Raw genomic sequence first — 20,084 nt, 5'->3', positions numbered from 1 at the left:
GGCGCTAATTACGGTTACGGTGAACTTTAATAACATCCGGCATAACGCGGATTTTACGCATAATATTTGCCAGATGAACGCGGTCACGTGCGGTCAGACGAATAAACGCGCTATACACACGACCATCTTTCTCTTCGGTATTCAGACTCTGAATATTGGAAGCGGCAGTATTGATAGCGGCGGTCAGGTTGGCCAGTGCGCCCTGATGGTTAAACATATCCACCTTAATCTCGGCGACAAACTCCTGCTCGGTCTCTTTATCCCACTCTACCGCCATAAATTTTTCCGGCTCTTTCTGGTAGCCACGGATATTACGGCAGGATTCGTGGTGCACCACCAGCCCTTTGCCCGGGCTGACATGCGCGACAATCGGGTCACCCGGGATCGGTCGGCAGCATTTGGCGAAGGTAATCAACACCCCGTCGGCGCCTTTAATCGGCAGCTTACTGCGCGAGTGGCCGCTGGTGGACGGCACTGGCGCGACCTGCTCATTCTGCTGCAGATTTTTCGCCACCACGACGCTCATCGCGTTACCGAGGCCGATTTCTGCCAGCAGATCGTCCAGAGTGGCGAGTTTCATCCGCTCAAGTTCTTGCTGAACATTTTCCGGCGGGATCTCAGCCAGTTTACGGCTGCCGCCCAGCGCATGGTTCAGCAGGCGACGCCCGAGGCTTACCGAGTCATCACGCTTTAGGTTTTTCAGCAGCTGACGAATTTTCGCCCGCGCCTTCGAGCTGACGACAAAGTTAAGCCATGCGGCATTGGGACGCGCGCCCGGTGCGGTAATGATTTCGACCGTCTGGCCGCTGGTGAGCGGCTGAGACAGGGGATAAGGCTGGCGATCGACGCGCGCGCCTACGCAGGCATGACCGATATCGGTATGCACCGCATAGGCAAAATCGACCGGCGTTGCGCCCGCAGGCAGCTCGACGATGCGGCCTTCCGGGGTGAAAACGTAAATCTCATCCGGGAACAGATCGGATTTCACGCTCTCAATAAATTCAAAGGAACTACCGGCACTCTGCTGCAGCTCCAGCAGGCTCTGTAGCCAGCGCTGGGCGCGAATCTGTGCGGTAGTGCTGCTTTCGCCCTGTTCTTTATAAGCCCAGTGTGCGGCAACACCCATTTCCGCCATCTGATCCATATCTTCCGTGCGGATCTGCACTTCGACCGGCACGCCATGCGGGCCGATCATGGAAGTGTGCAGCGACTGATAGCCGTTGGCTTTGGGAATGGCAATATAGTCTTTCACCCGTCCGGGACGGGGTTTATACAAGCTATGCATCTGACCCAGCACGCGATAACAGGTATCGACATCGCTGACGATCACGCGAAATGCGTAGATATCCATGATCGAGTGAAAGCGCTGCTCTTTCAGATGCATTTTGCAGTAGATCGAGTAGAGGTGTTTTTCCCGACCGCTGACGCGACAGGGAATGCCGGCTTCCTGCAGGCGACCGTCAATTTCTGAGAGGATCTTTTGAATCATCTCTTTACGGTTGCCGCGTGCGGCCTTCACCACTTCTTTGATTACCCGGTAGCGATTAGGGTAGAGCGCTTCAAAACCGAGCTCTTCAAGCTCGGTTTTCAGGTGATGAATACCCAGCCGGTGGGCCAGAGGACTGTAAATCTCCAGCGTTTCCAGCGCAATACGGCGGCGTTTATCCGGGCGCAGTGAGCCCAGGGTGCGCATATTGTGGGTACGGTCGGCCAGCTTGATCAAAATGACGCGGATATCCTGCACCATCGCCATGATCATCTTGCGGAAGTTCTCTGCCTGGGCCTCTTTCTTGTCGCGGAATTTCAGCTTATCCAGTTTGGATACGCCCTCAACCAGTTCGGCAACGCTTTTGCCAAACAGCTGTTCCATATCCTGATAAGTGGCCGGCGTGTCTTCAATGACGTCATGCAGAAGCGCGGCCATCAGTGTCTCATGGTCGAGCTTCATTTCAGCGAGAATGCAGGCGACAGCGACCGGATGGGTGATATAAGGCTCACCACTGGAGCGTGTCTGTCCCTCGTGAGCATCACGTGCGACAAGGTAAGCTTGCTTGAGGCGCTTAATTTGGTCCTCAGGCAAGTATTTTTCAATCAGCTGATTGAGGCTTTCAAACAGATACAAGGCGAGCCTTCCGGCAGCTAATTAACGACGACCTTCAGCGATAGCGGTGACTGCCTGTAATTCAGCGGCTTCCTGCTCTTGCTGTTCCTGACGATCACGCACATCCAGAATCTGGTTAGTGATCAGGCCTTCTTCGATTTCACGAAGAGCGATAACGGTAGCTTTATCGTTTTCTTCGGGAACCAGTGCATCTTTACCGCCAACCTGCATCTGACGTGCGCGACGAGCAGCGACCAGAACCAGGTCAAAGCGGTTGCCAATTTTCTCTACTGCGTCCTGTACGGTTACGCGTGCCATAAATGTGATACTCCACGGGTGACGAAATGACTCGGCATCATACTGAAAGTGTCTTCAGTCTGCCAATAGTTTGCTGATTAAAGCATCATGCCGGGCTTTTTGACGGCCCATGCGCAGACGTTCTGCGCGAATAATGGTTTTCAGGTCTGAAAGTGCCAGATCAAAATCATCATTCACAATTAAATAGTCGTACTCGGCGTAATGGCTCATTTCCGCGACGGCTTGCGCCATACGCTTCGCGATTACCTCTTCGCTGTCCTGCCCGCGACCGCGTAAACGGCGATCGAGTTCATCTTTCGACGGCGGCAGCACGAAAATACTGCGCGCCTGCGGCATCCTCTGACGGATCTGCTGGGCGCCTTGCCAGTCGATATCGAGGAAGACATCCACGCCGGTAGACAGTATCTGCTCTATGGCCTTGCGGGATGTGCCGTAATAATTACCAAAAACTTCAGCATGCTCAAGGAAAGCATCTTCCTGAATCATCGTTTCAAACTCTGCTTTAGAAACGAAGTAGTAGTGCTCACCGTGATGCTCACCCGGCCGGACATTACGCGTGGTATGTGAAATGGACACCTGCGTATCGTACAGCGGCTGCGTTTTCAACAGTGCCTGAATCAGACTGGATTTACCCGCGCCACTTGGGGCGGAAACAATAAAAAGCGTGCCTTGAGCCATGATTATTCTTGAAGTGTCTTAAAGTGCGGAGTCTGTTTCCTGCACAGTATACACAGCTTCAGCCCGCCATGCAGCGTTTGCGCCTTTCCGCTGCGCTTTTTCTTTATTAAGGGAACCGATTACGCAGATTTTTTCGCCGTTTTCATCGTTGCAGTAAAACTTCTGACGCGGCTTTCCGGACTTTCAGCTTGCCGCTGGTGTTTGCTGCCGGGTCGGCATTAACTGACCGCAGGCTAACAGAGGGATTAAACATGGCAGGGATGCGCTGGCTGGTTATCCTGGCATTGCTGTATTGCGCCAGCGGGCAGGCGATCTGTCCGGTCTGGACACCGGCAACCGCCAACGAAGAGATTAAGCAACTGCAAACGCAATTAAACCAATGGGATCAGGCCTATTACCAACAGGGAGAAAGCCCGATCGAAGATACGCTATATGATAGCCTGCACCAGCGGCTACAGCAGTGGCAGCGCTGTTTCCAGCCGGCTGCCGGGCCGCGTGAGCCGCAAAGCGGAGCGGGAAATCTCCCTCATCCGGTGGCGCATACCGGCGTAAAAAAACTGGCGGACAGGCAAGCCGTGGCAAACTGGATGCAGGGTAAAGCGCCTCTCTGGCTACAGCCAAAGGTCGATGGTGTGGCGGTAACGCTGGTCTATCAGCATGGTCAACTGAGTGAAGCCATTAGTCGTGGTAATGGACTGCGGGGTAATGACTGGCTGGATAAAGTGCGCCAAATCAGGGCGGTGCCGCAACAGATTGCCACCGACCTTGATCGGGTGGTACTTCAGGGGGAGCTCTATTTGCCGATGACCGGTCATCAGCAGGCAACCATGGGCGGCGCCAATGCGCGTGCGCAGGTTGCCGGGGCGCTAATGCGCCATCATCACTCGCCATTACTGGAAACGCTGGGCATTTTTATCTGGGCATGGCCGGATGGTCCGGCGTCGATGTCGCAGCGATTAAGCCAGTTAACCGCCTTTGGCTTTGGTGTTTCAGCTCACTGGACGCAAGCGGTGAAGGCGGTAGAAGAGGTGGCGTACTGGCGTGAGCGCTGGTTCCACCAGCCGCTGCCGTTTGTCACCGATGGCGTGGTGATGCAGCGTGAGCAGCGCCCGGCGGGGAAGTACTGGTTGCCAGGGCAGAGTACTGAGGTTGCAGCATGGAAATTTACGCCGCCGCTGGTCAGCAGTGAAGTCCTGTCGGTCGATTTTCCGATTGGCCGCACCGGTAAAATTGCGGTGGTACTCAATCTGGTGCCGGTACAGCTGGATGACAAAGTTGTCCGGCGGGTGAGCCTTGGTTCGCTGCGGCGCTGGCAGGAAGCGAACATTGTGCCGGGGGATCAGGTGGCGATCAGTCTGGCGGGTCAGGGAGTGCCGCGTTTTGAACGGGTGGTCTGGCGGGTAAAACAACGCACGGTTCCGCTGGCGCCCGCCGCACATCAGTACCATTACCTCAGTTGTTTCAGTATGACGCCGGCGTGTCGTGAGCAGTTTCTGGCGCGTCTGAGCTGGCTGAGTCAGAAGCCCGTACTGGATATGGCGGGCATTCAGCGGCGCAACTGGCAGCGACTTCTGCAAATGGATGATTTCAGCCACCTGTTTTCCTGGCTGAATTTTACCCCGCAACAGTTGCAGACGTTACCGGATATCAGTGCGGCAAAAGCGCAGCAGCTCTGGCATCACTTCCAGCTGAGCCGTCAGCAACCTTTTAAACGCTGGGTAACAGCGCTGGGCGTACCGGTGCCGCTGGCGGCGCTGGATGCCTTGCCGGATAGCGACTGGCAGCAGCTCATGGCGCGTGATGAAAAGAGCTGGCAAACGCTTCCCGGCATTGGCGAAGCGCTGGCGACGCGCATCACGCAATTTCTGCGTGATGAACAGGTCAAACAACTGATTACCTTTCTGCAGCAGCAACTGAAGATGCCCTGAACCCGGCCCGGCGATCAGTGTTCAGGGTGAGGATAATTAAAGATTGGCAGACCCAGTTTAAAACGCAGTGCCAGTAATCTGGCAACAAAGCCAGTCAGCAGGGTAATGATAATAATCACTTCATGGGACAAGGGCGTTTTCAGCAACAGGATATAAATCCAGCTGGAAGCGAAGGCGATACCGGCATAAAGCTCTTTCTGGAACACTAAAGGAATGCGGTTACAAAACATATCGCGCAGTACCCCGCCAAAAACGCCGGTGATCACCGCACTGATGGCGGCAATAATTGAGGCATGCCCCATATCCAGCGCCACTTTGGCGCCGATAATGGAGAATACCACCAGGCCTAAGGCATCCAGAACCAGAAAGACTTTACGCAAGTGAGTCATCAGCGGCGCCACCAGCGTTGTGACGACCGCAGCGGCGGCGACAATAATGATGTATTCGGGATGTTTCACCCACCCAAGCGGGTAATGACCCAGCAGCATATCGCGTACCGATCCGCCACCGATAGCGGTAACCGAAGCGATAATGATGACGCCAAACATATCCATTTTGCGGCGTCCTGCCGCCAGGGCTCCGGTCATCGCTTCTGCGGTAATACCAATGATATAGAGAACGGTAAGTAACATGGTTAACTCCTGAAAAACCGCCGGCAAGACTAAGTGCTTTATGCCGCTCAGACGACTGAAATTTTCTAAGGCTAATCAATTAAGATTAGATAAAATAATGTCATTATGGTTATTACATTATAAATAACAATGAGTTGTATGTTGGTCACCCTGAATTATCTATTATTTTATCAGGTTGTTCTTAATGCCTGCCGTTATAGCCGACTGGCAGGTGGAAGGGCTGTGCGTGAGAAGTGGAAGCAGAGTAATACGCAACCTGCTGGCTGACTATGGCTGGGTACACAAAATTATAAAATATCTCATCACCCATTTAGATTCTGTTGAAAAGTGTCGCGTTAATTATATACCACACGGCTGCAGTATTTATCATCCGTAGAAGGTGAGAAACATAATTACCTAATTATTAATATCTTATCATTAATAATTTCATTAGGAGCCGCTGGAGAAGTGGCTCTTTTTATCTTTAGTTTAATCAGGACGATACGCGGGTATTAACAGCGCATATGAAAAACCAAAAATATGACATCATTTTTTTCTCTTCCGATGTCCTGGCGGCGACAGGTCTGAACCAGATCTTGCAGCGTTTACCTGTAAGCCTGAGCGCGCTTGAAGCGAGTACCATGCATGACCTTGCTTTCTATTGTGAAAAATATCGACCCAAACTGGTGGTTTACTTATTTCATGAGAACATGGTGCTCAGCGGTATTCTGCACAGTATCTACATGCACCAGCAAAACTATCCTGATATCCGCCAGCTGGTTATCACCAGCAAATTGATGCCGGTGTTTAGTGCGCTCAGAGAGTATTTAACTTCCATCAACGTTGCTTCGCTGAAGACGCCGCTGGCAGAGCTATCGTGGATAATCACTGCCGAATTGATGGGGGTACGTAGCCAGCTGTTAAAGAGAAGTGATGCTGATGTGATGTTACCCGACAGGCAACTTAAGGTGTTATTGATGCTCTCATGGTCTTACAGTGCCGGGCAGATTGCGCATCGGTTGGGTATCACGGCAAAAACGGTCTATGCGCATAAGCTGAATGCCTTATCGCGCCTGCAGGTCCACAGCAGGCAGGATATTGCCGATCTCTATGCGGTGATTGATGAATTAAGAATGATCGTTACCATGTTACGCCATCAACGCAAAGATAAAGGCATGGAGGAGTTGCATGCTCAACACAGTATGCCGACGCTTACCTGGAAAATATAAAAAAAGCGTGTCGTTAATTTGACACGCTAAATGTAACATTAGAAGTTCCATCAGCAGACTGCATTGTTATAATACCTGATTCCCCTTATTGATTTCGTTGTGCAGTTTGATTCTGCGAAACAGCATTGACTTCGCCTCGGTAATTACCGCTTCCCTGCTGGTTGATATCATCAGAATAAATGCCACTGCGCCGCTGACGATCTGCAAAGCAAGGAGCGTCGTTTGCGGCATCAGCTGATCAAATAAAAAACCGGTCAGATAGCTGACAGCATAGATGGGTAACGTCAGTTTCAACGGCGTCCACAGGCTATACAGATACTGCTTACCACTTTTGCCCAATATTGGCTGCAGCAGATAGAAGTAATTAAGCACGCAAAACAGCACTTGTATGGCCAGGAAGCCGAATGCTGCTCCGATAATACCGTCAGACACTATGCCAAGCCAGAGTACAGGAATGGAGATTAACAGCCGCAGCATATTTAATGTAGCGCTGGCATCCACCAGGGCGGTTGCCATCGCTAAAGTGTTTGCGGGTTTACTGATGGTTTGCAGCAGGCCAGCCACACATAAAATTTGCAGTACCGGGGTAATAAACAGCCACTTTGCGCCGAACATAACAATGACGAAGTTATTCGCAACCGACATCAGCTCCAGCAGTACCGCGAAATTAATCAGCCCAGTCACCGCCAGTATCTTGTAGAAATTCTGGCGCAGGCGCGGTTGATCATCCTGAATTCGTGCGAGCGCCGGAAGCAGTACGCGCGTAAGGATCGGGTTAACCCGCGCGGGTGCTATCACCGCCATGTTGAGAGCCAGATTATAGCCACCGGTTATCACCGCCCCGAAAGCACGTGATAAAATGATGGTCGGCAGATGGATACTAATCTGACCCAATAATTTATCGGCAGTCAAAAAACCACCGTAGCGCAGTCTGGATTTCACACCATCAGGCTGGAAAACCGCTGTGGGCTGGTAAATATCACGACCAAACCAGCAGAACATCAGCATGCGCAGGGAAACAGCAGACAGAAATCCCCAGATAGCACAGAGCGCAACCGGTTTAAACCATGCGCATACCATCGTTACCAGAAAGCCGACCAGCGCTGCGCTAATTTCGACAATACTGATGTGCGTGAATGCCATCTCTTTTTGTAATAAGGCCCGGCATTGCTGCCCTTGCGGCATGATAATAAAAGCTACCGAAAGGGTTTCAATGATGATCGACAGCTCCGGCTGATGCAGCAGCCGGGCTATCGCATCGCTACCAAAGAACAGAAGAACGAAAATACCGATGCTGATAAAATTATTTATCCAGTAGAGTGTGGAAAGTTCTGTTTCGCTAATTTTTTTGCTCTGGATAATAATGTTCGACAAACCGAAGTCAGAATAAGTCTCGACCAGAATTAATATCATTAATGCAATCGTAAGCAAACCGAACTCTTTTGGTTCAATAAGTCTTGCTAACAGGGTTAACTGCAGAATGCTGATGCTAATAGTCGCTATTGATGATAGCGCCAGCCATTTTGTGCCGCTAGCGGTTCTTTCTTTTAGATTCATATCATGCTCCTAATGGCATGACGCCAACGTTCAGGAGTGTAATTTCACTCTATTGGTGTGTGAGGTTTCTTATTATATTCAGATAATAATTAATTTCCTGCTGTGCTAAATAAAATCCGGCTGTCAGCAGGCAACAGGTCGGTTAATTGCTCTATATCCCGGTAGTTCATGTTCTGGCCGCCAGAGTTGAATAATATCTACCATCCTGTTGCCGGTGTTAATATTAAACTCTTGCGGATAGCATATAACATCGGTAGCGACAGGGGGGCCGGAAGCCGGAGCAAGCAGCATTATCGACTTTAAGCGTTGATGAGTCGTCGGCAGTTCTGCTAATGATTTTTTTTCGGTTAATTCAGCAAGTGCTTTTTCAGGAAAATGGTGTACTGAGTTTTTTTCCATTTCGGTCAGTCCTGGAATTTATATTTGGGGAATGCTGTGTGCAAAATGAGTTATACCCCCTTTTATTTAAATGCACACCATAAGGAAACTCTGATATTTTTAATGCCAGGGCCAGTAATTGACAGAAGTTAACCGGGTTATTTCCTGATTAGAAATGGTGGTGTTATTTCTTTCTTCAGCCCGGCAGCATAAAAGGCCGGTTTTTCAGTTCATTTAGATCATCAATGATTATGCTGGCCGGGGGAATAGTCTCTTGCTTCAGCCGGTAGTGGATATGACTAAAATAAAACCTGGCCTTAATAAGACAATAAGGCCGTGAAAGTAGGTCCGCAACCGGAGGGGATTAACTGGCAGACCTGTTCTGGCGGCTGCCTGCGGATGACCGTAATATCAGGAGGTCATCAATGCATAGAGCGCCTGTAAATCGCGTGTTACCCATGCGACATCATGAGCAAACTTCTCATCCGACATCAAAGGCTGACGAAAGACGGTGATCACGACCTCCGCACCTTCCTGATTGGCTATCACCCGCATTGGCACATAGACCTCTTTGCCAAAACCGTTATCAATATAATGATCCATTACGCCCAGAGCGTTGTGCCCGGTGAAGCGGATTTTTACCGGGCCTTCTGGTCCTTTTGCCTTCCACCCGTTGCCTTCGGCTACCAGTGGCGCATGGCTGAGGCCGGAAGCCCATTTGGGGAAGAACTCAGGCTTCCAGATGGTTTCATAGAGATCCAGCCAGTTACGCGGGATAGCCAGGCTGATAGTACGTGATGGCAGCATGTTACCTCCTGAAATACGCCAAAAAAGCGATTTAACCATTGAAGCGTGACATAAGGAAACGGGATTGGCAGATTTAGCAATGAGTAGTGAGCTGGCGCAGATTTTTACCGCTGACCTGTCAATATTAGGCCGCTTTCAGACCTTGCGACCAGGGATGGTGGTCGCCCCGCCGATAAAATTTTGCCTTATTGCTCAAGTCCCGTCGCCGGAAGCCGATAACTTACGATGAAGCAGTGTTGCTGCCCGAACCCGTGGGCCGCCAGTTGATACGCGTTTTGTTGCCGGTGACCGGATGCTAACAGTGGCGTGATGGTTGTGGATCAGGCATCTGTTGAATCGTTAGTGGGCTAACTTCAGACAATGCCCCATTGCGTTGCATGGCGGACTTGAATCATCATTAATAAGTGAAAAACCTTTACATTAAACTGTAGATAATAGTCTGGTAGTCTGATTTTTAACCTATTGTATATGGTAATATTTTGCTTTTATGATTTAAGATGATAATTTATGCTGTGCTTATGGTGATTTTAAGGTTTTTATATAATTAACATCAGGTGTTTTATAGCTGCTTTATCGCCCTATTGTTAAATCTTGTATATGTATTGAAATAATAAATTCACTGTAACTTTACATAAAAAAACTAATGATTTAAGCGTTGTGGTTTAAGGTTTTATTGTTTTACCTGATGAAAAATAAGGTGTTTTTTTAATCTCCCTTCGCTCCACCTCCTTTCATTATAAAGATTTGTTAATGTGAAAAATAAGGTTATTCCTATTTACACAGTTTTGCACATTAACCGCTTTCGCCAGGGCTTGATAAATATTAGCGTGTTAAATATATTCTCACTCGCGATTCACAGCAGGGTAACCAAAATGCAACCATCAATTTTGTTATCATTAGTCATAGTGATGTTTTTGCTGGTTCTTTTCTGCTTCTTTAAGCACATCAGAAAAACAGCAGAAAAAAAGGTCGTGTTCAAAAGGAAAAACAAAGAGATGCGGAGTTAAGGACTGATGACGGTGGATTTGGAATTGTATATTAAAAAAAATATAATGGTGATATAGCTCTCTATGCAAGAATTCAGGGGGTTAGTGTCCTGCATGTTATAAATTTGATAAAAAATGGTGCAATCGTTATTAATGAGAAGGTTTACCTCCCGGTCAGACATGTTAATAATTAGGGATAATGAAATTAATTAGTTCGGGGCGTGAGAATGTATAGCATCTATTCTAATGATAATTTGCTTAAGTTATCTCTTACTTCAATCTTTTCATCATTAAGTTATAACGAAAAAAAACGCGGGTTTAAAAAAAGAATTTTCTTTACCGATCAGTACTATGAGCGTCTGGAAGACGTTGTTAGTGAGTCACTGGAAGATAAAAATGGCATTATCGTCATTTTTACCCACCAGTCACATACACCGATTAATATTGGTAGCCGTATTATTCTTATAAGTCTGAATACGTCATTGACCGCTATCTACCAGTTTTTATCGAATCTGGTAAAGAAAACGCTACTTTTATTGCAGGAAGTTACGCTTTCTAAAACTGAAATGCTGTTTTTATTTTTATATTATAAGAACTGGAGTGTGGAAATGATGTCGAGTTTTCTTGAGATACATGAGAAAACCGTCACCAACACTAAGCATTTTTTAAAGAAAAAATACGGTATTAAAGACGACATCATGTTTGTTACGCTATCGAAAAGTTACTCTTTTTATCTCAATAGCTTCGGCTAAAGCCATATTACCTTCGGTTTTCGCTTTTCCAGCCACTCCGTCCTCAGACAGGGCGAGTGGCTGGCCTTCTCTATCCATATCAGTCGCGTACCTTAAACCCCAGTTCACTGGAAATCGCCTGTGCTGTTTCGCGTAACGGTTTCAGCAGGTTTTTTTCACCGATCTGCTTCAGGCGGGAGGTGGAGAGTGAGATAGAAATCGCATAAGGCACCCGGTGGTGAATATCAAATACCGGTACGGCAATACATGACACTCCCAGTTCGTTCTCTTCTTTGTCCCTCGCCATGCTGCTTTCGCGGATCTGCGACAGTTCATTATACATTTCAGCTAACTCTACGATGGTATTACGGGTCAGTGATTGAATCTCGCTCTGGTGGCTTTCCCAGTAGCTTTCGACAAACTCCTGCTGCCCGTATGCCATATAGATCTTGCCCATTGCGGAACAATAGAGCGGCATATGCTGACCGATATAGGCGCGAGTGCGCAGCATCCCGGTGGTTGGTTCCAGCTTGTAGATCAGAATGGCGTGATCATCTTCACGGCTGGAGAAGTTCACCGTTTCGCCGGTGACGATGTTGAGCGTCTCCAGATGCGGAGCCGCAACATGAATGATATTCAGTGACGATAATGCTTTTTGCCCGACAGCAATAAATTTGGTCGTTAAGCGATAACTACCCGCCGCAGGAGCCGGGGTGACATACCCGCAAGATTGCAGCCCCTGCAGCAAGCGGTGCACGGTACTTTTGTTCAATCCCGCCAGCTCGGATAAATAGGCCAGCGGGCAGCCATTCGGGTAATTACTGAGGATTTCAATCAGCATTAAACCGCGAAACAAGCTCTGGCTGCCTGCGGGCCTCTCTTTATCTTGCGTCATCTCGCTCTCTTTCATGCTCATTGGACTGTTTCCTCCTTTTCGTCGCGTTCTGATGGTAGCGCAAAGTGTGTCTCAGTTCACGATCTCGACAGAAAATTTGTAATTATTTGATTTTAATCGTTTTTGAAAAAATGAGATCCCGTTGCTTTGTTAAAAATTGATCGCTATATTTGAAATCAGATTTCGCATAGTGAAATTTAGTGAGAAAAAAGCACTCAGGTAGTCCTCAAAAAATGAACAGGAGAACAGGGATGAAAGTGACTTTCGAGCAGTTAAAAGAGGCTTTTAATCGTGTGTTGCTGTCGCGCGGCGTGAAAGGAGAAACCGCCAGCGCCTGTGCGGAGATGTTTGCCCGCACCACGGAATCCGGCGTCTATTCCCATGGCGTAAACCGCTTTCCCCGCTTTATTCAGCAGCTGGATGCGGGCGACATCATTCCGGAGGCGCAGCCGAAACGGGTTACCACTCTGGGTGCGATCGAGCAGTGGGATGCACAGCGTTCAATCGGTAACCTGACGGCGAAAAAGATGATGGACCGGGCCATTGAACTGGCGTCGGACCATGGTATTGGTCTGGTGGCATTGCGTAACGCTAACCACTGGATGCGTGGTGGCAGCTATGGCTGGCAGGCGGCGGAGAGAGGCTATATTGGGATTTGCTGGACCAACTCCATCGCCGTGATGCCGCCGTGGGGGGCAAAAGAGTGCCGCATTGGCACCAACCCGCTGATTGTGGCGATTCCTGGCGACCCGATCACCATGGTGGATATGTCGATGTCGATGTTCTCTTACGGCATGCTGGAAGTGAATCGCCTTGCTGGCCGCGAGCTTCCGGTTGATGGTGGTTTTGATGATCGGGGTAACCTGACCAAAGAGCCGGGGGTTATCGAGAAGAATCGTCGTATTTTGCCAATGGGTTACTGGAAAGGTTCTGGTCTCTCAATCGTGCTGGATATGATCGCTACGCTGCTGTCAGACGGCGCGTCGGTGGCGGAAGTCACCCAGGATAATAGCGATGAATATGGTGTTTCACAGATTTTCATCGCCATTGAAGTGGACAAACTGATCGATGGCGCCACGCGTGATGCCAAACTACAGCGCATTATGGATTTTGTCACCACAGCGGAACGTTCTGATGAACAGGTGGCAGTTCGTTTACCTGGCCATGAATTTAAGCGTCTGCTGGAAGAGAACCGCCGCAATGGCATCACCATTGATGACAGTGTCTGGGCCAAAATTCAGGCCTTGTAAGGAGTGGAGTGATGATTTTTGGCCATATTTCTCAACCTGCCCCTTGCAGATTACCGGCAGCGATTGAAAAAGCGCTCGATTTTTTGCGTACCACCGATTTTCGCCAGCTTGAACCTGGCGTAGTCGAAATAGACGGACGTAAAATATTTGCTCAGATACTCGATCTCACAACCCGGCCACGGCAGCAGAATCGCCCGGAAGTCCATCGCCGTTATCTGGATATTCAATTCCTCGCCTGGGGCGAAGAGAAAATCGGTGTAGCGATAGATACCGGGAGAAATGTTATTAGCGAATCGTTACTGGAAGAACGCGATATTATTTTTTTCCAGCAAATGGAAAACGAATCCGTTATTGAAATGACGCCCGGCAGTTATGCCATATTTTTCCCGCAGGATGTCCACCGGCCGGCATGTAATAAAATAAAGGAACACCCTATCCGGAAGATTGTTGTCAAAGTGGCGATTAGCGAACTGAACTAATCTGATGTTTATTTATCTATGCGATAAATAACAGGAGCACAAAATGAAAACGAATAACGCCGGTTATATTATCGGTGCGTACCCCTGTGCACCCTCGTTTCACCAAAAAAGTGAACAGGAAGAGAAGGATTTTTGGCGATTACTCTCTGATACACCACAAATTCGTGGCCTGGAGCAACCCTGCCTGGAAGATTTGCATCCCTACGGTGATGAATGGTTTTTACGCCACACCCCTGGTGAATGGCAAATTGTGGTCACCGCCATTATGGAGACGATGCGTCGCCGCGGGCAACATCCGGGCTTTGGCCTCGCTTCCAGCGATGAAAGCCAGCGCCGCGCATGCGTTGAGTATTACCGTCATTTGCATAACAAAATTAGTGCGGTGAATACCCGCCAGCCCGGCAAAGTAATTGCGCTTGAACTGCAGGCTGCACCGCTGGCAGGTAACCCCTCCGTAGAGCAGGCGACGGATGCTTTTGCCCGCTCGGTCAAAGAGATTGCGGCATGGGACTGGAGCTGTGAGCTGGTGCTTGAACACTGCGACGCGATGACCTCTCCGGCGGCGCGCAAAGGTTTTTTACCGCTGGATCAGGTGCTGGCGGTGCTGGCCGGGTACGATATTAATCTGTGTATTAACTGGGCGCGATCCGCCATTGAAGGCCGTAATACAACGCTTCCGTTGACCCATACGCTGGCGGCAAAGCGGGCGGGAAAACTCAGTGCGCTGATGTTTTCCGGCACCACGCAGCATGGTCCTTACGGCGAATGGCAGGATCTTCATGCTCCTTTTTCTCCGTTCTGCGCGGAAAGCTTATTAACCATCGATCATGCCCAGGCATTATTTAATGTGGCTGATGCTAAAACATTAACTTTTTCAGGTATCAAACTGCTGGAAATTGATGCCAACGCCGATGTCAGCCAGCGTATTGCCATATTACATGATGGTATTGCGGCGATGACCAGGGCAACACAATAAAAATAACGCTTACCTTTAATAAAAGACCCGTTTCCTATTTAAAGAGAAGATAATTATGCATACTTCCTCTAACTCTGTAAGTGCGGATATTCCGCGCCAGCGCTGGTTAAGAATAATTCCCCCCATTCTTATAACCTGCATTATTTCTTATATGGATCGCGTGAATATTGCGTTCGCTATGCCGGGTGGTATGGATACGGAATTAGGTATCTCGGCAACTATGGCTGGCCTGGCGGGGGGGATCTTCTTTATCGGTTATCTCTTCTTACAGGTGCCCGGCGGTAAAATTGCGGTGCATGGTAGTGGCAAAAAATTCATTGGCTGGTCGCTGGTAGCATGGGTAATTATTTCGGTCCTGACGGGTTTTATCACTAATCAGTACCAGCTGTTGATATTACGTTTTTTACTGGGGGTTGCTGAGGGCGGTATGTTACCGGTGGTGCTGACGATGATCAGTAACTGGTTCCCGGATGCCGAACGGGGGCGCGCCAATGCGATTGTTATCATGTTTGTGCCGATTGCCGGCATCATTACCGCTCCGCTTTCCGGCTGGCTTATTACCGCTCTGGACTGGCGCTGGCTGTTTATTATTGAGGGCCTGCTGTCAGTCGCCGTCCTGGTGCTGTGGACGCAGACCATTTATGACCGGCCGCAGGAAGCGCGCTGGATAAGTGATGCTGAAAAGAACTGGCTGATTGATACGCTGGCCGCGGAACAGCAAGAGATAGCCGGAAAGGCGGTAAAAAATGCCTCACTGAGCGCAGTACTTGCTGACAAAACTATCTGGCAATTAATCGCCCTGAACTTCTTCTATCAGACCGGGATCTATGGCTATACCCTGTGGCTGCCCACTATCCTCAAAGAATTGACCCATACCAGTATGGGTCAGGTCGGGATGCTGGCAATTCTGCCCTATATCGGCGCTATCGCCGGAATGTTCCTGATCTCCTCCCTCTCTGACCGTACCGGCAAGCGCAAGCTGTTTGTCGCTCTGCCGCTGATTGGCTTTGCGCTGAGCATGTTCCTGTCTGTGCAGCTGAAAGAGCATATCTGGTTGTCCTATGCCGCGCTGGTTGGCTGCGGATTCTTTCTGCAATCCGCCGCCGGAGTGTTCTGGACGATCCCGGCACGCCTGTTCAGTGCCGAAATGGCTGGCGGCGCACGAGGTGTGATTAATGCACTCGGCAATCTGGGTGGCTTTTGCGGCCCCTACGCGGTAGGCGTGCTGATTACCCTCTACAGCAAGGATGCAGGGGTGTATTGCCTGGCGATTTCACTGGCGCTGGCGGCCCTGCTCGCTCTGTTGCTGCCCGCGAAATGCGATGCGGGTACTGCTCCGGTAAATAATAACCTCAGCGCACGTAAACACGCAGCCTGAGCGCTAAATCGCGCCCTGCGGGGCGCGTCAGCATTAAGAGGCATGAAGATGAGTGAAAAAGAGACCTTCTGGTTAGGTATCGATTGTGGCGGTACTTATCTGAAAGCCGGGTTATATAACCGCCAGGGCGAAGAGTACTGCATTGAACGGCAGTCGTTGCACACACTCAGTCCGCAGCCAGGCTATGCCGAACGTGATATGTCCTCTCTCTGGCGTCACTGCGCCGACACCATCGCCCGGCTGTTAGACCGCGCCGGGGTAAGCGGCTGTCAGGTGCAGGGTGTGGGGATTTCCGCTCAGGGTAAAGGGTTGTTTTTACTCGACAAAAAAGATACCCCGCTGGGCAATGCGATGCTCTCCTCTGACCGGCGCGCGCTGGATATTGTGCGGCGCTGGCAGCAGGATGGTATCCCGGAAAAGCTCTACCCACATACCCGCCAGACACTGTGGACCGGACACCCGGCATCACTTTTACGCTGGGTTAAAGAGAACGAACCCGCGCGTTATCAGCGTATTGGCTGCGTGATGATGGCGCACGATTACCTGCGTTGGTGCCTGACTGGGGTGAAGGGGTGTGAAGAGAGCAATATCTCTGAATCTAACCTCTACAACATGACCAGCGGCCAGTATGACCCGCAACTTACTCACTGGCTGGATATCAGTGAAATTGATGATGCCTTACCGCCGATCGTAGGTTCAGCAACGATTTGCGGGGAAATCACCGCTCAGGCAGCCGCCCTTACCGGTCTTGCGGCGGGCACTCCGGTAGTCGGGGGGTTGTTTGATGTGGTTTCGACCGCGATCTGTGCCGGGCTGCATGACGAGCACACCCTTAATGCGGTAATGGGCACCTGGGCGGTGACCAGTGGTATTGCGCACGGTATCCGTAAAAACGAACCCCATCCCTATGTCTATGGCCGTTATGTCAATGACGGGCAGTACATTGTCCATGAAGCCAGTCCGACCTCCTCCGGCAACCTTGAATGGCTGACCACGCAGTGGGGAAATATCTCGTTTACAGAGATTAATCAACTGGTTGCCAGTTTACCCAAAGCGGGAAGCGATCTCTTTTTCCTGCCGTTTCTCTATGGCAGCAATGCCGGGCTGGATATGACGGCGGGTTTTTATGGTATGCAGGCGTTGCATACCCGCGCTCATCTGTTGCAGGCGGTTTATGAGGGGGTGGTATTCAGCCATATGACCCACCTGACACGCATGCTGGAGCGCTTTACCGATGTCGATGCGCTGCGCGTGACCGGTGGTCCGACACAGTCTGAGGTCTGGATGCAGATGCTGGCGGACGTCAGCGGCATTGCCATCGAACTCCCACAGGTTGAGGAAACCGGCTGTTCAGGCGCGGCGCTTGCCGCTCTGGTCGGTACCGGCATCTACCGGGACTTCCGTCAGGCACAGCAGGTGATTAAACACCAGATGCGCACACTCACTCCGGATATGACGGCCCACGCCGCTTACCAGCGTAAATACCAACGCTACCAGTTATTGATTGCAGCATTACAGGGGTTTCACGCCCAAATTAAGGAGCAAAACGTATGAGCCGACCATTACTGCAACTGGCGCTCGACCACACCAGCCTTGCCGCAGCGCAACGTGATGTCGCGCGCTTACAGGACCATGTGGATATTGTCGAAGCCGGCACCATTCTTTGTCTGGCGGAGGGGCTGAACGCCATTAAGGCATTACGGGCGCAGTGCCCGGAAAAAATCCTTGTCGCCGACTGGAAAGTGGCGGATGCCGGCGAAACGCTGGCACAGCAGGCATTCAATGCCGGTGCTAACTGGATGACGATTATCTGCGCGGCACCGCTGGCTACGGTGGAGAAAGGTCATCAGGTGGCAAGGGCCTGTGGCGGTGAAATCCAGATGGAGTTATTCGGTAACTGGACCTTCGATGATGCCCGTGCCTGGTACCACACCGGGGTTCGTCAGGCCATTTACCATCGCGGGCGCGATGCCCAGGCCAGCGGCCAGCAGTGGGGCGATGCGGATCTGGCACGGATGAAAACCCTGTCAGATATCGGTCTTGCACTCTCCATCACCGGCGGTATCACGCCTGCGGATTTACCGCTGTTTAAACAGATCAATGTTAAAGCCTTTATCGCCGGACGCGCGCTGACTGACGCGGATCGGCCACAGCAGGTGGCGGCTGAGTTTCATGCGCAAATACGTGATATCTGGGGAGACAAATAATGCGGCGTCATCCACTGGGGATTTACGAGAAAGCGTTATCAAAAGATCTTAGCTGGCCGGAGCGTCTGGTTCTGGCGAAGAGCTGCGGGTTTGATTTTGTCGAGATGTCGGTTGATGAGAGCGACGAGCGTTTGTCGCGTCTGGAGTGGACGACCGCACAACGCGCTTCTCTGGTCAGCGCGATGCTGGAAACCGGCGTGTCGATCCCTTCGATGTGTCTGTCTGCCCATCGGCGTTTTCCGTTCGGTAGCCGTGACGAAGCGGTGCGTACTCGTGCGGGCGACATCATGACCAAAGCGATCCGACTGGCCAGAGATCTGGGGATCCGCACCATTCAGCTTGCTGGTTACGATGTCTATTACGAAGCCCATGACGCGGGTACGCAGCAACGTTTTGCGGCAGGACTGGCCTGGGCCGTGGAACAGGCGGCGGCGGCGCAGGTGATGCTGGCGGTGGAGATTATGGACACCGCGTTTATGAACTCCATCAGCAAGTGGAAAAAGTGGGATCAGATGCTCTCTTCACCCTGGTTCAGCGTTTATCCCGATGTCGGCAACCTGAGCGCCTGGGGCAATGATGTGCCCGCTGAATTAGCGCTGGGTATTGACCGCATCGCTGCCATTCATCTGAAAGATACGCAACGGGTTACCGAGCAAAGTCCCGGGCAGTTCCGTGATGTGCCGTTTGGCGAGGGTTGTGTGGACTTTACGGGTGTGTTCCGCACGCTGCAACAACTGAACTATCGTGGTGCATTTCTTATTGAGATGTGGACTGAAAAAGCCAAGGAGCCGGTGCTGGAAATCATCCAGGCCCGACGCTGGATTGAAGCACGTATGCAGGAAGGAGGATTGGTATGTTAGAACAACTTAAAGCTGAGGTATTGGCGGCAAACCTGGCACTGCCGGCACACCAACTGGTGACCTTTACCTGGGGGAATGTCAGTGCGGTGGCGAGAGACCTCGGGTTAATGGTGATTAAACCTTCCGGTGTGGAATACGGGGTAATGACCGCTGACGATATGGTGGTGGTGGATCTGGCTACCGGCAAGGTAGTGGAAGGCAGCAAGAAACCGTCATCCGATACCGCGACGCACCTGGCGCTCTATCGCCACTACTCTGATATCGGCGGTATTGTGCATACGCATTCACGCCATGCCACCATCTGGTCGCAGGCCGGGCTGGACCTGCCCGCCTGGGGCACCACTCATGCCGATTATTTTTATGGCGCTATTCCGTGTACGCGCCTGATGACGCTGGCTGAAATCAATGGCGATTACGAGTACCAGACTGGTGAAGTGATTATCAAAACCTTCGCGGAGCGTGACCTGGACCCGATGCAGATCCCGGCGGTGCTGGTGCATTCACATGGTCCGTTTGCGTGGGGAAAAAACGCCGCTGATGCGGTACATAACGCGGTGGTTCTGGAAGAGTGCGCTTATATGGGGCTGTTCTCGCGCCAGCTGGCGCCACAGTTGCCGTTGATGCAGCAAGAGCTGCTGGATAAACACTACCTGCGTAAGCACGGTGCGCATGCCTATTACGGACAATAGCCCGGCAGGCGCCCTGCTAAAAATGC

Annotated in this window: 19 protein-coding genes; 11 read left to right on the top strand and 8 right to left on the bottom strand. The window is 50.8% G+C overall.

Features of this window, described 5'->3' with window-relative positions:
- Positions 1–4: 4 nt before the first annotated feature.
- The 3 genes from spoT to gmk are packed head-to-tail and all read right to left on the bottom strand — an operon-like array spanning position 5 to position 3,097.
- On the bottom strand, positions 5–2,122 hold the full coding sequence (gene spoT, locus JWF83_RS23145) for a bifunctional GTP diphosphokinase/guanosine-3',5'-bis pyrophosphate 3'-pyrophosphohydrolase (protein WP_413652860.1): 2,118 nt from the start codon (positions 2,120–2,122) through the stop codon (positions 5–7).
- 21 nt (positions 2,123–2,143) lie between these two features.
- Positions 2,144–2,419 (bottom strand): DNA-directed RNA polymerase subunit omega, encoded by a 276-nt coding sequence (rpoZ, locus tag JWF83_RS23140; RefSeq protein ID WP_413652859.1) that lies wholly within the window; start codon positions 2,417–2,419, stop codon positions 2,144–2,146.
- Between the two features lie 54 nt (positions 2,420–2,473).
- Positions 2,474–3,097, bottom strand: a complete 624-nt coding sequence (gene gmk / locus JWF83_RS23135; protein ID WP_413652858.1) for a guanylate kinase — start codon at positions 3,095–3,097, stop codon at positions 2,474–2,476.
- Between the two features lie 251 nt (positions 3,098–3,348).
- Between gmk and ligB the strand changes: the two genes are divergently transcribed.
- The gene (ligB, locus tag JWF83_RS23130; protein ID WP_413652857.1) at positions 3,349–5,025 is read left to right on the top strand and encodes an NAD-dependent DNA ligase LigB; all 1,677 of its coding nucleotides are present in this window, start codon (positions 3,349–3,351) and stop codon (positions 5,023–5,025) included.
- Positions 5,026–5,039: 14 nt separating this feature from the next.
- Here ligB and JWF83_RS23125 read toward each other — a convergent pair whose 3' ends face one another.
- A complete protein-coding gene (locus tag JWF83_RS23125; protein ID WP_413652856.1) occupies positions 5,040–5,657 on the bottom strand; it encodes a trimeric intracellular cation channel family protein in 618 nt (205 codons plus the stop codon).
- 503 nt (positions 5,658–6,160) lie between these two features.
- Between JWF83_RS23125 and JWF83_RS23120 the strand changes: the two genes are divergently transcribed.
- The gene (locus JWF83_RS23120; protein WP_413652855.1) at positions 6,161–6,865 is read left to right on the top strand and encodes a helix-turn-helix transcriptional regulator; all 705 of its coding nucleotides are present in this window, start codon (positions 6,161–6,163) and stop codon (positions 6,863–6,865) included.
- Positions 6,866–6,931: 66 nt separating this feature from the next.
- Here JWF83_RS23120 and JWF83_RS23115 read toward each other — a convergent pair whose 3' ends face one another.
- The 3 genes from JWF83_RS23115 to JWF83_RS23105 form a co-directional block, all read right to left on the bottom strand.
- Complete coding sequence (locus JWF83_RS23115) at positions 6,932–8,422, bottom strand: MOP flippase family protein (RefSeq protein WP_413652854.1); 1,491 nt, start codon at positions 8,420–8,422, stop codon at positions 6,932–6,934.
- 123 nt (positions 8,423–8,545) lie between these two features.
- Entirely contained in the window at positions 8,546–8,821 is a 276-nt protein-coding gene (locus JWF83_RS23110; protein WP_413652853.1) for a hypothetical protein, read from the bottom strand.
- Positions 8,822–9,211: 390 nt separating this feature from the next.
- The gene (locus JWF83_RS23105; RefSeq protein ID WP_413652852.1) at positions 9,212–9,607 is read right to left on the bottom strand and encodes a polyketide cyclase; all 396 of its coding nucleotides are present in this window, start codon (positions 9,605–9,607) and stop codon (positions 9,212–9,214) included.
- Between the two features lie 1,213 nt (positions 9,608–10,820).
- Here JWF83_RS23105 and JWF83_RS23100 point away from each other — a divergent pair.
- Complete coding sequence (locus JWF83_RS23100) at positions 10,821–11,345, top strand: hypothetical protein (protein WP_413652851.1); 525 nt, start codon at positions 10,821–10,823, stop codon at positions 11,343–11,345.
- A 79-nt stretch (positions 11,346–11,424) separates the two neighbouring features.
- Here JWF83_RS23100 and yiaJ read toward each other — a convergent pair whose 3' ends face one another.
- On the bottom strand, positions 11,425–12,240 hold the full coding sequence (gene yiaJ / locus JWF83_RS23095) for an IclR family transcriptional regulator YiaJ (RefSeq protein ID WP_413652850.1): 816 nt from the start codon (positions 12,238–12,240) through the stop codon (positions 11,425–11,427).
- A 230-nt stretch (positions 12,241–12,470) separates the two neighbouring features.
- Between yiaJ and yiaK the strand changes: the two genes are divergently transcribed.
- The 8 genes from yiaK to araD are packed head-to-tail and all read left to right on the top strand — an operon-like array spanning position 12,471 to position 20,058.
- On the top strand, positions 12,471–13,469 hold the full coding sequence (gene yiaK, locus JWF83_RS23090; protein WP_413652849.1) for a 3-dehydro-L-gulonate 2-dehydrogenase: 999 nt from the start codon (positions 12,471–12,473) through the stop codon (positions 13,467–13,469).
- A gap of 11 nt (positions 13,470–13,480) precedes the next feature.
- Positions 13,481–13,948, top strand: coding sequence for a YhcH/YjgK/YiaL family protein (locus JWF83_RS23085; RefSeq protein WP_413652848.1), 468 nt, complete (start codon positions 13,481–13,483; stop codon positions 13,946–13,948).
- Positions 13,949–13,991: 43 nt separating this feature from the next.
- A complete protein-coding gene (locus tag JWF83_RS23080; RefSeq protein WP_413652847.1) occupies positions 13,992–14,924 on the top strand; it encodes a DUF4862 family protein in 933 nt (310 codons plus the stop codon).
- A 55-nt stretch (positions 14,925–14,979) separates the two neighbouring features.
- Entirely contained in the window at positions 14,980–16,302 is a 1,323-nt protein-coding gene (locus JWF83_RS23075) for an MFS transporter (protein ID WP_413652846.1), read from the top strand.
- A gap of 48 nt (positions 16,303–16,350) precedes the next feature.
- A complete protein-coding gene (locus JWF83_RS23070; RefSeq protein ID WP_413652845.1) occupies positions 16,351–17,856 on the top strand; it encodes an FGGY-family carbohydrate kinase in 1,506 nt (501 codons plus the stop codon).
- Positions 17,853–18,509, top strand: coding sequence for a 3-keto-L-gulonate-6-phosphate decarboxylase UlaD (gene ulaD, locus JWF83_RS23065; RefSeq protein ID WP_413652844.1), 657 nt, complete (start codon positions 17,853–17,855; stop codon positions 18,507–18,509). The genes JWF83_RS23070 and ulaD overlap by 4 nt, the downstream gene beginning before the upstream one ends.
- Positions 18,509–19,369 carry an L-ribulose-5-phosphate 3-epimerase gene (locus JWF83_RS23060; RefSeq protein WP_413652843.1) on the top strand — a complete coding sequence of 287 codons (861 nt, stop codon included), beginning with the start codon at positions 18,509–18,511 and terminating at the stop codon, positions 19,367–19,369. The genes ulaD and JWF83_RS23060 overlap by 1 nt, the downstream gene beginning before the upstream one ends.
- Complete coding sequence (gene araD, locus JWF83_RS23055) at positions 19,363–20,058, top strand: L-ribulose-5-phosphate 4-epimerase (protein WP_413652842.1); 696 nt, start codon at positions 19,363–19,365, stop codon at positions 20,056–20,058. Before JWF83_RS23060 ends, araD begins: the two co-directional genes overlap by 7 nt.
- Positions 20,059–20,084 lie beyond the last annotated feature (26 nt).

Source organism: Pantoea sp. B65 (assembly GCF_047308185.1).
Classification (GTDB): domain Bacteria; phylum Pseudomonadota; class Gammaproteobacteria; order Enterobacterales; family Enterobacteriaceae; genus Erwinia.
Note: the sequence above shows the minus strand (reverse complement) of the source record. Positions and strands in the feature narration are given on the sequence as shown.